At 68.2% G+C, this 12,441-nt stretch carries 9 protein-coding genes; 5 read left to right on the top strand and 4 right to left on the bottom strand.

Going from position 1 to position 12,441, the window contains the following annotated elements; all coding sequences use genetic code 11:
- Positions 1–96: 96 nt before the first annotated feature.
- Entirely contained in the window at positions 97–1,122 is a 1,026-nt protein-coding gene (locus DFQ15_RS10415; protein WP_110465922.1) for a Bug family tripartite tricarboxylate transporter substrate binding protein, read from the bottom strand.
- A gap of 279 nt (positions 1,123–1,401) precedes the next feature.
- Here DFQ15_RS10415 and DFQ15_RS10410 point away from each other — a divergent pair, with 279 nt between their 5' ends.
- Both DFQ15_RS10410 and DFQ15_RS10405 read left to right on the top strand, forming a co-directional pair.
- Positions 1,402–2,163 carry an alpha/beta fold hydrolase gene (locus tag DFQ15_RS10410; protein WP_110465921.1) on the top strand — a complete coding sequence of 254 codons (762 nt, stop codon included), beginning with the start codon at positions 1,402–1,404 and terminating at the stop codon, positions 2,161–2,163.
- Positions 2,164–3,547: 1,384 nt separating this feature from the next.
- Positions 3,548–4,909: an aspartate aminotransferase family protein gene (locus tag DFQ15_RS10405; RefSeq protein WP_110465920.1), complete on the top strand. Its 1,362-nt coding sequence runs from the start codon at positions 3,548–3,550 to the stop codon at positions 4,907–4,909.
- A 10-nt stretch (positions 4,910–4,919) separates the two neighbouring features.
- Here the strand turns inward: DFQ15_RS10405 and DFQ15_RS10400 are convergent, their stop codons facing one another.
- Entirely contained in the window at positions 4,920–6,209 is a 1,290-nt protein-coding gene (locus DFQ15_RS10400) for an AsmA-like C-terminal region-containing protein (RefSeq protein WP_110465919.1), read from the bottom strand.
- Between the two features lie 368 nt (positions 6,210–6,577).
- Between DFQ15_RS10400 and DFQ15_RS10395 the strand changes: the two genes are divergently transcribed.
- The gene (locus DFQ15_RS10395; RefSeq protein WP_110465918.1) at positions 6,578–8,368 is read left to right on the top strand and encodes a methyl-accepting chemotaxis protein; all 1,791 of its coding nucleotides are present in this window, start codon (positions 6,578–6,580) and stop codon (positions 8,366–8,368) included.
- A 21-nt stretch (positions 8,369–8,389) separates the two neighbouring features.
- Here DFQ15_RS10395 and DFQ15_RS10390 read toward each other — a convergent pair whose 3' ends face one another.
- Positions 8,390–9,334: a CysB family HTH-type transcriptional regulator gene (locus tag DFQ15_RS10390; RefSeq protein WP_110465917.1), complete on the bottom strand. Its 945-nt coding sequence runs from the start codon at positions 9,332–9,334 to the stop codon at positions 8,390–8,392.
- Between the two features lie 480 nt (positions 9,335–9,814).
- On the opposite strand from DFQ15_RS10390, the gene DFQ15_RS17425 reads away from it, so the two are divergent.
- Positions 9,815–9,985, top strand: a complete 171-nt coding sequence (locus DFQ15_RS17425; protein WP_158529050.1) for a hypothetical protein — start codon at positions 9,815–9,817, stop codon at positions 9,983–9,985.
- A 66-nt stretch (positions 9,986–10,051) separates the two neighbouring features.
- On the opposite strand, the gene DFQ15_RS10385 is transcribed toward DFQ15_RS17425, so the two are convergent.
- The gene (locus tag DFQ15_RS10385) at positions 10,052–10,474 is read right to left on the bottom strand and encodes a hotdog fold thioesterase (protein WP_110465916.1); all 423 of its coding nucleotides are present in this window, start codon (positions 10,472–10,474) and stop codon (positions 10,052–10,054) included.
- Positions 10,475–10,773: 299 nt separating this feature from the next.
- On the opposite strand from DFQ15_RS10385, the gene DFQ15_RS10380 reads away from it, so the two are divergent.
- Positions 10,774–12,387 carry a methyl-accepting chemotaxis protein gene (locus DFQ15_RS10380; RefSeq protein WP_110465915.1) on the top strand — a complete coding sequence of 538 codons (1,614 nt, stop codon included), beginning with the start codon at positions 10,774–10,776 and terminating at the stop codon, positions 12,385–12,387.
- Positions 12,388–12,441 lie beyond the last annotated feature (54 nt).

Raw genomic sequence — 12,441 nt, 5'->3', positions numbered from 1 at the left:
CCGCACCTTGTCGTACTACTCGTACTGTCTGCGATGCGGCGCCTAGCCAGAACCGCTTCGCTGGGTGGTGTTAGCCGCTCTAAACAGGACGGGAGATCAACCCGCCTTGATGCCCGCCGCCCGCACCACCCTGCCCCAGCGACCCGACTCGCTGCGCACGAAGGCGGTGTAGTCGGCCGAGCGGGAGGCCACCACGACGAAGCCCAGCTCCTCCAGCTTGCGTCCGGCGGGCGTGCCCTTGAAGCGCCTGATCATCTCTTCCTCCAGCCGAGCGACGATCGGCGCGGGCGTGCCCGCCGACACCGAGAGTCCGGCCCACGACACCGCCGAGAAGCCGGGGTAGCCCGACTCCGACACGCTGGGCACGTCAGGCAGCAGCGAGTTGCGGAACAGGCTGGTCACCGCCAGCGCCCGCAGCTTGCCGCTACGCACGTGCGGGGCGGCTGAGTCCTGGTTGGTGAACATCATCGACACCTGGTTGTCGAGCAGGCCCGCCAGCGCCGGCCCGCCGCCCGCGAACGGCACGCCGGTGAACGACGGGCTGCTGCAGTTGTTGGCCGCGGCCGGTCCCACGCAGGTGGTCAGCGTCTGGCGCAGCAACTCGATCGCCAGGTGGCCGGACGACGCATTGACCTGGGCGTAGCTCAGCTTGCCGGGGTTCTTCTTGGCGAAATCGATCAGCTCGGCCAGCGTCCTGAGCGGCGAGCCGGCGGGCACCACCAGCACGTTGGGCCCGGCGTTGAGCTGCGAGATGTGGATGAAATCGGTCTCCTCCCTGTACGGCGGCGGAGGCTGCAGCGCATGCGCGATCGCGTTCTGGCCGATGCCCGAGAGCAGCAGCGTGCAGCCGTCGGCCGGCGCCCTGGCCACCACAGCGCTGCCGGTGACGCCGCCCGCGCCGGCGATGTTCTCCACCGCGACCGGCTGGCCGAGCGCACCCGACAGTTCGGCGGCGATCGCCCTGCCCAGCATGTCGCTGGTACCGCCCGCCGGAAACGGCACCACCAGCCGCAACGGCTTGACCGGCCAGGCGGGCGCCTGCGCCATGGCAGGCAGCAGGCCCGTACCCCAAAGGGCCGAGGCGGTGAGCAGCGCGCGGCGGCGGTCGAGGGAAGGGGACATGGCGGGCTCCTGAGAAGAACGTATCGGACCAAGGGGCGCACCGCGGCCGGCACGGGCCGACCACGAAGAGGACGCCGCATCCTGCCGCAACCCCGGTGCCGCGCCATTCGCATTGCCCCTAGTTGGCAACCCGCCGGTTTGTGTGGTGAGGGGCCCTGCACGCGAATGCCGAAGATCGCGATAAAAAACATTGTGCACAATTCAATTGCTTAAAATATTATAATCGAGGCTCACCCGCTGCAGCTTTGTCCTTCTCTTTTTCTTCACCGGAGTTTTGCCATGACGTTCCAACCCACCGCTGTTCTCGTTTCCATCGCCTTGGCCGCGGCCACCGCGCCCGCCTCCGCGCAGACCCCCGCCAAGCCGTCGGTCGTCATCGTGCACGGCGCCTTCGCCGACGGCTCCGACTGGGCCAAGGTCATTCCGCTACTGCAGGCCAAGGGCGTGAACGTCGTCGCGGTGCAGAACCCGCTCACCTCGCTCGAGGACGACGTGGCCGCCACCCAGCGCGCGCTGGCCGCGCAGCCGGGCAAGGTGGTACTGGTCGGCCACTCGTGGGGCGGCGTGGTGATCACCCAGGCCGGCGACGATCCGAAGGTCTCGGGCCTGGTGTACGTGGCCGCGCTGGCACCCGACGCGGGCCAGGCCGGCGGCGAGCTGGGCAAGGCCTATCCGCCCGCACCCGGCTTCGCCCACATCACGGCCGACGCCGCCGGCTACCTCAAGATGACGCAGGAAGGCATCGCCAAGCACTTCGCGCAGGACCTGCCCGCCAAGACCACCGCCGTCATGACCGCTACCCAAGGCCCGATCAACGGCAAGGCCTTCGAGCAGAAGGTGACGGTCGCCGCCTGGAAGACCAAGCCGTCGTGGTTCATCGTCAGCAGCCAGGACCACATGATCCAGCCCGCCCAGCAAGTCGCGATGGCGGCCACCATCGGCGCCAAGGTCACGACGCTCGACGCCAGCCACGTGCCGCAGCAGTCGCAGCCGGCCAAGGTGGCGGCGGTGATCCTGGACGCGGTCAACAGCGCGAAGTAAGGGCACGGGCCAGGGCCCCGTTCCCGGGCCTGCGCCGCCCGCTCGGGCGTCGAACATCCGGCGGCCGAACCGGAACGGCATGCGTTCCAACGTGACTGCGGCGCGCCGGCGCACGCAGACGTCCCGGTTCGGGGCTCCTCGTTGCACCGGTGGGGGGGCAATCTCTCCAGGGTGCGAATGTCGAGCAGCACGGTGTTGTCGGGAAGGTCCGACCGACCGCCGCTACCGGGCGACGGCCACCGGCGCGGCGCAGATCGTGCCGGGCGCGCCGTGCACGGTGCGGTTGTCGCTGCGGCACCATTACTGAGCGCAGCGCAAGATTTCAAGCGCTCTAGGGCCGTAGCCGTTGTTCTTCAACGGCTAGTAGCTATATAAAAAATAGCAAACCGGGGGCGAAGGCACCGGCTGCGGTCCGCTTTGGGACTGGAACGAGCCCGAAAGGCTAGCCGATCCAGCGATGCTGACCGCCGAGTCCACCGGCGGTCTTCGAGCCATCGGTGAATGGGGGCGCAATTGACGAAAAAGTAATACACCACGATACCGGACCGCCGGCCCTGCACACAGGCATCCAAGTGTATCGAAGCACAGATCGGGCTCGGTGCCAAAGGCAGTGCCGGAGAAGAAGACCGGTTGGGCCTGTTGAACCCGCTGGAGTCGCCCGAGCCGGCCTGGTCGTTCAAGACCGAATTCTTGGCGGATGGAACCCGGGATGTGGTGTCCAACGGTCCTCGCAACAACAAAAACCTGAGCACGACGCCGGGGTTGGCAGCACTTCGGATGGTGGACATCGCACCTGAGAATCCTGCAGCGCGTCTGATGCAGAGCCTAGGCGAGTACGCTATCTACTCGCCCAACGCACCCACGCTGCGCGGCGGCCGTCCTGGACGGGCTCGACCTGCAAGAAGATGCAATTCGCCTGTTCGCGGTGGAACGCAACAGTGATAGGTTCACCCGCATACGGCATATCGAGCCCATGCCCGAACTCGCCGGGATGTAGGCCCAATACCCACTTTCGCGTCTGTGGATGATGGCCACCTGGGAGCGGTGCCCAATGTCTGATATTCGCATCGCGCTGGTGGCCGAAGGCCCGACCGACACGATCGTGATCGAGGCAGCGCTGAAGGCTCTGGTGCCGTGCCCCTCCGCATGCACGATCGGGCGATCGAGCAAAACTGGGCGAATGTCGAAGCGCTCTGCAGCCAGGCGCAGACGTTTGGCAGGCATTGGCACCTTGCGATGGTGGCCAGCCAGGCCCGCACCACGCCGCACGGAATCAACAAGGCGAATCGAACCCGGCGCATGTCATCCTGACACTGCGCCGGTTTGCACGGGCGGGGCCGTGCACCCTAGACTGGCGGCTTACTCCTCCCCCGCAGCACCCGCCATGACCGCCATCGCCCCGCCCGCCCGCGAACCGCAGACCGCGCCGGTGCGCACCGACGCCGCCTGGCTCGACGCCCACTGGATGCCGTTCACCGGCAACCGCAACTTCAAGGCCGACCCGCGGATGATCGTGGCGGCGCAGGGCGCCTACTTCACCGACCACGAAGGCCGCAAGATCTTCGACGGCCTGTCGGGTTTGTGGTGCACCGGCCTGGGCCACGGCCGGCCCGAGATCACCGAGGCGGTCAGCCGCCAGATCCACACGCTGGACTACGCGCCGGCCTTCCAGCACGGCCACCCCGGCTCCTTCGCTCTGGCCAACAAGCTCAAGGAGTTGACACCCGCGGGCCTGGACTACGTGTTCTTCACCGGCTCGGGCTCGGAAGCCGCCGACACCTCGCTGAAGATGGCGCGGGCCTACTGGCGCGCCAAGGGCCGAGCGGGCAAGACCCGGCTGATCGGCCGCGAGAAGGGCTACCACGGCGTCAACTTCGGCGGGATCTCGGTCGGCGGCATGGTGGGCAACCGCAAGACGTTCGGCCAGGGCATCGAGGCCGACCATCTGCCGCACACCCAACTGCCCGGCAACGCCTTCAGCCGCGGCCAGCCCGCCACCGGCGTGGAGCTGGCCGACCGGCTGCTCGACCTGATCGCGCTGCACGACGCCAGCAACATCGCGGCGGTGATCGTCGAGCCGTTCTCGGGCTCGGCCGGTGTGGTGATTCCACCGGTGGGCTACCTGCAGCGGCTGCGCGAGATCTGCACCGCTCACGACATCCTGCTGATCTTCGACGAGGTGATCAGCGGCTTCGGGCGCTCCGGCGCGATCACCGGCGCCGACGCCTTCGGCGTGGTGCCCGACATCCTCAACTGCGCCAAGCAGATCACCAACGGCACCCAGCCCCTGGGCGCGGTGATCGCCAGCAAGGAGATCTACGACACCTTCATGACCGCGGGCGGGCCGGAGTACATGCTGGAGTTTCCGCACGGCTACACCTACTCGGCCCACCCGGTCGCCTGCGCCGCCGGCCTGGCCGCGCTCGACGTGCTGGAGAAGGAAGACATGGTCGGCCGGGTGAAAGCGCTGGCGCCCTGCTTCGAGAATGCGGTGCACGGCCTGCAAGGCACGAAGCATGTCACCGACATCCGTAACTACGGCCTGGCCGCCGGCTTCACCATCGCCGCACTGAACGGCGAACCGGCCCGACGGCCCTACGAGGTGGCGATGGCGTGCTGGAAGAAGGGCTTCTACGTGCGCTACGGCGGCGACACGATCCAGCTGGCACCGCCCTTCATCTCCGAGGCATCCGAGATCGACCGGCTGGTGAGCGCGCTGGGCGACGCGCTTGAGGAAACGAACTAGACGCCTGCGGTCACCGCACCGGCTGCGGCTTCTCGGGCTCGGCACCGAAGATCTTGCGGATCGTCTCGCCGACCCGCGCGCCGATCGCGGTGCCCAAGCCCGGCGCCACCGCGGTGCCGACGGCAGCGCCCGCCAGCGCGGCGGCCGAGAGCGACAGGGTCGGGTCGTCCATCGTGCCGCCGAACTGCAGCGGCAGGCCCACCACGCCGTCGACGAGGTCGATCGCCACGTCGCCCCGGATGCGTCGGCTCTGCAGCGTCGCCTCGCCGGTAGCGGTCAGCACGCCCGATGTCGCCTTCAGATCGGTGTAGCGGACGATGATCCCACCGGGGTCGTTCTGCGTCTCCACCGTGCCGGTGAGCTGGTCGAGCCTGGTGGTGCCGCCGCGGTGGGTGCCGGCGCTCTTCACCGCGGCCTCCAGGTCGAAGGTGAGCAGCGTGGCAGGCTGCACCGAGAAGCGGGTCGTTGTGTGGGCCGAGCGCAACAGCGCCCCCGGGTCGGCGCCCTGGGCCCGCAGGTCGGTATGGCCGGTGGCCTTGCCGGCGATCGCGGACGTGCGTTCGAAGGCCGCCAGCAGCGGCACCAGGTCCACCTGCCGAAAATCCAGCGCGCCGCGCACTTGATAGCCGCCGTCCTTTTCCTGCAGGTCCAGCATGGCCTGTTCGGTGCGGCCGCCGGCGTGGATCTCGGCGGCCCAGCGGTCCTCCTGGCCCTGGCGGGTCAGCAGCAACCGGGTATCGGTGGGCGCGCCGCTGCGCACCAGGGTGCCCCGGCGCGGCCGCCAGCCGGGGTCGAAATCGACGTCGCCCTCGTACGCCAGCGCCTTGCCCTGGCGCGACACCCAGCGCACGTCGCGGAACTCGGCCCGCTCCAGGGGGATGGTGTCGGGCTGCAGCCGGCCCTCGCCGCCCTGGGTCGCGTCATGCAGCACCTTGAAGCCCGACATCGCGGGTTGCGGCAGCGAGGCGTCTTCCACCACCAGTCGGGCGACGGCAATCTTGCCGCGCAGCAACCGGCCCATCCTGGGCTCGGCCACGATGCGGCCGATGGTGAGCGGCGGCGCGTCGCCCGAGGCCGGGGCGGCGCGCACGCCCTCCAACACCACCTGCGCCGTAGGCAGGACCTGCCAGTGCAGTCGCGCGATGGTGACCGGCGCGCCCACCGCGGCACCGACCTTGGCCTCGGCCACGCGCGCCAGCTCGGCCTCGGACGGGATCCAGGCCGCGATGCCGAGGGCGACCGCGACCAGCACCGTCACCCCGACGCCGAGGGCGATCCAGCCTTTGTTTTTGCGCTGCACGTTGGTGTCTATTCGAATCCGTTGCGGCAGGCGACCTTACCGCTGCTCGCCCCCACACTGCCCGCAATTCACAACCGCTCACAACACCGACGGGGAGCCCCCGCGGCTGAACCGTGTTTTTTCCTGAGTGGGCATCGCTGCGCGCCGTGGTTCGGCCTGCCGTCGATCGTTGCATCGGCCGCACATCATAGGCGACGGCGTGGTCACGATGCTCACGGGCGGCACCGGCGCCACCACGTAGGCCGAGAACATCCGCTTTACAAAAACGCAATAAAGTGCAACAAAGGATGGCCGATATACCAAAGACAGATTCGCATGCCTCTACCCGACTGCTCGGCCGCTCCACCTTTTTTACTTCGAAAGTAGCCATGCACCACTGGACCGTCAAACAAAAAATCGTGTCGCTCATCTCCGTGGTGATCGTCGCGTTCATGGCCCTCACCGGTTTCCTTCTCGACCGCCAGTCGGCGGCCAAGGCCGACATGCACAGCCTCTACGAGAAGGACTACCGTGCCGCGTCGATCATCGGCCAGATCGACGGCCTGCTCACCCGTGTAGACATCAACATCCTGCGGATGATCGCCATCGGCGACCCGGCCTCCATCGCCACCTGGAAAGCGCAGAACACCGAGCGCTTCACCGCCGTCGATAAACTGCTGGTCGAATTGAAGGCCGCGGCCGATCCGGGCATGGCGCCCCAGATCGCCACACTGGCCGAGGCCTACGGCCGCATGCGCAGCGGCATGGAAAACCAGGTCAAGGCGGTCGAGGCCGGCGACATCCCGCGCGGCGGGGAGATCAACCGCACCCAGGTCAAGGACAACGCCGACAAGACGTTCGGCACCCTGGCCGACCTCCAACGCGCACAGGACGCCGCCGCCCAGACCAAGGTCGACAGCCAGGACAGCGGCGCGGCCACCACCCGGGTCGTGTCCCTGGTCGCGACGGTCATTGTCGCACTCGGCTCGCTCGCGCTGGGACTGCTGCTGATGCGCAGCCTGCTGCGCCAGTTGGGCGGCGAGCCGGGCAGGGCGGCCGAGGCCGTCGACGCGATGGCGCGGGGCGATCTCTCCAGCGCCATCGCCGTGCGGGCCGGAGACAGCGCCAGCCTGATGGCACGGTTGCGCGAAATGCAGGCTTCGCTGGCGGGCATCGTCTCCACCGTGCGCAGCAACTCCGAAAGCGTGGCCACCGCCAGCAGCCAGATCTCCCAGGGCAACCACGACCTGAGCCAGCGCACCGAAGAGCAGGCCAGCGCGCTGCAGCAAACCTCGGCCACGATGGACGAGCTGGGCTCGACCGTCACCAACAACGCCGACAACGCACGCCAGGCCAATCAGCTGGCACTCGGCGCCTCCACCGTCGCAGCCAAGGGCGGCGACGTGGTCGACCAGGTCATCGGCACCATGAAGGGCATCAACGACAGTTCGCGCAAGATCTCGGACATCATCAGCGTGATCGACGGCATCGCGTTCCAGACCAACATCCTGGCGTTGAACGCCGCGGTGGAGGCGGCGCGCGCCGGCGAGCAGGGCCGCGGCTTCGCGGTCGTCGCCAGCGAAGTGCGCAGCCTGGCCCAGCGCAGCGCAGGCGCCGCCAAGGAGATCAAGACCCTGATCACCGGCAGCGTGGAGCAGGTCGAGCGCGGCACTGCCCTGGTGGACGAAGCCGGCCGGACGATGAAGGAAATCGTCGGCGCCATCCAGCGGGTGAGCGACATCGTCGGCGAGATCAGCTCGGCCAGCGCCGAGCAGAGTACGGGCGTGGGCCAGGTCGGCAACGCGATCAACGAAATGGACCGCGCCACCCAGCAGAACGCCGCGCTGGTCGAGGAAAGCGCCGCGGCCGCCTCCAGCCTGAAGATCCAGGCCGAGCAACTGGTACAGGCAGTGGCGGTCTTCACGCTCGCCTCCGAAAATGGTTCCGCCGCCCTGGCACCGCAGCGCGCGGCCGTCGCGGCAACGCCGACAGTGCGTCCGCTGCCCGCGCGGACACCGGCAAAACTGCCCCGGACCACCGCTCCGGCCCGTGTGCCCCGCGCCTTCAAGAGCGCACCGGCGCCTGCCTTGGCACCGGCGGGCCAAAAAGCCGCGGCCCCGGCCGAGCGCCCGGTAGCAGCAGCGAGCGCCGGCGGCGCGGACGACTGGGAATCCTTCTGACCGGACGACTACCCGCCGACCCTAAATCTCGTACTGCGACCCCGGCATATCGTCCTGCAGCGCCCGCTCCACAACGCTGCGGGCCAGCGTCGGCGCGAAGGATTCGATGAAGGAATAGACGTATCCGCGCAGGTACGCCCCGCGCCGCACCGCCAGCTTGGTGAGGTTGATGCCGAAGAGCAGGCCGGCGTCGCGGGCACTCAAGCCCATGTCGCGCTCGTCCTCGTAGGCGATCGAGGCGACGATGCCGACGCCCATGCCCAGCGCCACATAGGTCTTGATCACGTCGGCGTCCATCGCCGACAGCACGATGTCGGGCACCAGGCCCTGCTGGGCGAAGGCACCGTCGATGTGGGTGCGGCCGGTGAAACCGTTGTCGTAGGTGATCAGCGGAAACCCGGCCAGCCGGGCCAGGGTGAGCGGGCCGTCTTCCAGCGGATGACCGCGCGGCACGACGACCGAATGGGTCCAGCGGTAGCAGGGCATCGCCAGCAGCAGGTCGTAGCTGTCGAGCGCCTCGGTGGCGATGCCCACGTCGGCCTCGCCCGAGAGCAGCATCTCGGCCACTTGGCGGGGCGAGCCCTGGTGCAGGTTCAGCCGCACTTCGGGAAACCGGGTGCGGAACTCGTGCACCGCCGTCGGCAGCGCGTAGCGGGCCTGCGAATGGGTGGCGGCGATCGAGAGCTGGCCCTGCTGCTGCGCGACGAACTCCTGGCTGGCGGTGCGCAGGTTGCGGCTGTCCTGCAGGATGCGCTCGATGATCGGCAGTACATGGGCGCCGGGTTCGGTCAGGCCGGTCAGGCGCTTGCCGGCCCGCACGAACAGCACGATGCCCAGCTCGTCCTCCAGCTCCCTGATCTGTCGACTTACGCCGGGCTGCGACGTGTGCAGCGCCTGCGCCACATCGGTGAGGTTGAAGCCGCATCGCACGGTCTCGCGCACGGAGCGCAGTTGCTGGAAATTCATGCAAGGAAGAAGGGGGGTCGTCCGGCGGAAAATATGCGGGAAACGATTATTCGAGCCGGTATTTATTCTTCAAACAAATAATTTTTTGGTTCGATATGTGCCAATGATCTGAAGCCCTGCGCCGCATGCGTATGTCGCCCGACGACGGCCGCCGCTACCCGCACCAGTTTTCGGGCGCCTATTCAGTCGTGATGGCAGTAACGTGATTTTTAACATGAGCGAATGTCAACCTTAAAAATTGAGAATTCGAATGTGAGCGAAGCCGAAGGATGCGTGCCCGGCTACCACAGCCACTATGGTTCGCCCGCAGCCTACACCGCCCCGGCTTTGCCTCCGCCGGGCGTCGACTTCGGGACACCCGAAGTCCTCGGCGGTGCCGACCTTCGTCTAGACAGGATTGCCTCGCGCCGCTGCGGCGGGCTCCTACAGGACCGCGCTCCCGCGCCGCCTATGCTGTTGCGAACCAACAGGAGCTTTCACATGACCGATTCCCCCGACACCACCCCCACCACTTCCGAGGAAGAAACCGCGCAGATGCTGGAGCAGGCCCGCACCGAGGCGCAGGTCCGTGTCGCGGAACTGCATGTCGAAGAAGGCACCGTGCGCTCCGAAGAGGGCCAGAACTCGCCGAGCCCCGAAGACCACGATTGAGGCCCGAGCCCGCGGCGGGCACCGAACCCGCCAGGCGATACGGGATCGGCCTGCGGCCGCCGATCCTCAGCGCGGCGCCAGGATCGCCACCGTGATCCGCGACACGCAGGTCAGCTCGCCCGCATCGTTGTGCAGGTCGATCTGCCAGACCTGCGTCGTGCGGCCCAGGTGTACCGGCCGCGAGGTGCCGGTCACATGGCCCTCGGCGGTGGCGCGCAGATGGTTGGCGTTGATGTCGAGGCCGACCGCGCGGTGGCCGGGAGTGCAGCTGTAGGTCGCGCCGCAGGAGCCGAGCGTCTCGGCCAGCACCACCGAGACGCCGCCGTGCAGGATGCCGTAGGGCTGGCGGGTGCGACGGTCCACCGGAACCCGGGCGCGCAGGAAGTCGGGACCCACCTCCAGGAATTCGACGCCCAGTGTCTCGCTGACGGTGCCAGCGTTCAGGGCATCGAGAATCTCTACCGATAGGGGGCTTTTCCAGATGGACATGGTGGCTTCTCGGGATGCGGAGACGGGGGCTTGTAGCGAAAGCAGCCAGGATGCGCACTACACGCCGACCATACGATATAAAAATAGAAGCATGCGGCCCACGCGCGATGCCGGGGCCGCGACAGGCGGCCTATTGTGCCCCCGGAGAATGTCGCGATCGTGGGGGCGGATGTCCGTCGCGCCGGACCGATGACGCCAATCCGCCACAAGGTAAGCGACCCGATAAAAATCCGTGACAGCCCCCCGCTGACGCCTGCCTAGGCACAGAATACAGGGCCACTCCTGTAAAAAGGTGCAACATGCGCTATCAGCTCACGCTTCGGCAGCAATTGATCCTGGGGTTCGCAACGCTCACGGCGCTGATCCTTTTCGTGGCGGGCTTCGGCATTTACGCGCTGGGTGACGCGAACCGCGGCTTCGACAACTACGTGCATGGCATCGATGCCCGCGCCAGCAAGGCGGCCGACCTGCGCAACGCGATCAACGAACGGGCGATCGCCGCGCGCAACATCGTGCTGGCGATCAGCCCCACCGATGCGCAGGCCGAGAAGACCCGCGCCATGGTGGCGCACGAGAAGGTACAGGCGCACCTGGCAGAACTCAAGCGGATGATCGCCTCGGCCACCGACACTTCCGACCAGGCGCGCAGCCTGGTCGCCGACATGGACCGCATCGAGAAAGACTATGGCCCGGTGGCGTTGGCGATCATCGACCTGGGCATCCGCGGCGAGCGCGAACAGGCCGTCACCAAGCTCCACGCCGAATGCCGGCCACTGCTCGACAAGATGTCGAACGCCGCCGCGTCGTATGCCGAACTCACCGCCCGCACCGCCCAGCGCCTGACCGACCAGGCGACGATGCGGCTGGGCGGCGAGCGCGTGGCGCTGATCGCCGCCTGCCTGCTGGCGATGGCCGCCGCCGTGGCCGCGGGTGTACTGATCACCCGGCGGCTGATGGGCGCGCTGGGCGCCGAGCCGGCCGACCTGCGCCTGGTGGCCGAACGCGTGGCCTCCGGCGACCTGAGTCCGGTCGATACCTCGGACCAGCTGCCCGTGACCAGCGTACTGGCCTCGCTCGCGCGGATGCAGACCAACTTGGCGGACATCGTGCACGAGGTGCGCAACGCTTCCGACTCGATCGCCACCGGCTCCCAGCAGATCGCCAGCGGCAACGCCGACCTGAGCCGCCGCACCGAGCTGCAGGCCAGCGCCCTACAGGAGACCGCCGCCACCATGGACGAGCTGGGCACCACCGTGCGCAACAACGCCGACAACGCCCGCCAGGCCAGTACCCTGGCCCAGGGCGCCAGCGGCGTCGCCGGCAAGGGCGGCGAGGTCGTGCAGCAGGTGGTGCATACGATGCGCGACATCAGCGCCAGCTCGCACAAGATCGCCGACATCATCGGCACGATCGACGGCATCGCGTTCCAGACCAACATCCTGGCGCTGAACGCCGCGGTGGAAGCGGCCCGCGCCGGCGACCAGGGTCGCGGCTTCGCGGTCGTCGCCGCCGAAGTGCGCAACCTGGCCCAGCGCAGCGCCACCGCTGCCAAGGAGATCAAGCAGCTGATCACCAGCAGCGTCGAGCAGGTCGACCGCGGTGCGGTCCTGGTCGACCGGGCCGGCACCACCATGGCCGAGATCGTCACCGAAATCCGCCGGGTCAGTGACATCGTCACCGAGATCAGCGCCGCCAGCGCCGAGCAGAGTACCGGCGTCTCCCAGGTGGGAGAGGCCGTCACCCAGATGGACCAGACCACCCAGCAGAACGCCGCCCTGGTCGAGGAAGGCGCCGCGGCCGCGGAAAGCCTCCGGCTGCAGGCCCAGCGGCTGGTGGAGTCGGTGGCAGTGTTCCACGTGCCGGGCAGCGTAGTGGGCCGCGCGGCGGTGCCGGCGCAGCTCGTGCTGCGGTGAAACGCGGTGCGACCGACGGATCGCTTGCGCCTGTCGCACCCTGTCGCTGGGCGA

Origin of the sequence: Xylophilus ampelinus, from assembly GCF_003217575.1 — a bacterium.
Lineage (GTDB): Bacteria > Pseudomonadota > Gammaproteobacteria > Burkholderiales > Burkholderiaceae_C > Xylophilus > Xylophilus ampelinus.
Note: the sequence above shows the minus strand (reverse complement) of the source record. Positions and strands in the feature narration are given on the sequence as shown.

Excerpts from the sequence above, each read along its gene's own strand:
- DFQ15_RS10405 (WP_110465920.1), top strand. The coding sequence starts at position 3,548 with ATGACCGCCATCGCCCCGCCCGCCCGCGAACCGCAGACCGCGCCGGTG.
- DFQ15_RS10385 (WP_110465916.1), bottom strand. The coding sequence starts at position 10,474 with ATGTCCATCTGGAAAAGCCCCCTATCGGTAGAGATTCTCGATGCCCTG.
- DFQ15_RS10395 (WP_110465918.1), top strand. The coding sequence starts at position 6,578 with ATGCACCACTGGACCGTCAAACAAAAAATCGTGTCGCTCATCTCCGTG.
- DFQ15_RS17425 (WP_158529050.1), top strand. The coding sequence starts at position 9,815 with ATGACCGATTCCCCCGACACCACCCCCACCACTTCCGAGGAAGAAACC.
- DFQ15_RS10410 (WP_110465921.1), top strand. The coding sequence starts at position 1,402 with ATGACGTTCCAACCCACCGCTGTTCTCGTTTCCATCGCCTTGGCCGCG.
- DFQ15_RS10380 (WP_110465915.1), top strand. The coding sequence starts at position 10,774 with ATGCGCTATCAGCTCACGCTTCGGCAGCAATTGATCCTGGGGTTCGCA.
- DFQ15_RS10390 (WP_110465917.1), bottom strand. The coding sequence starts at position 9,334 with ATGAATTTCCAGCAACTGCGCTCCGTGCGCGAGACCGTGCGATGCGGC.
- DFQ15_RS10415 (WP_110465922.1), bottom strand. The coding sequence starts at position 1,122 with ATGTCCCCTTCCCTCGACCGCCGCCGCGCGCTGCTCACCGCCTCGGCC.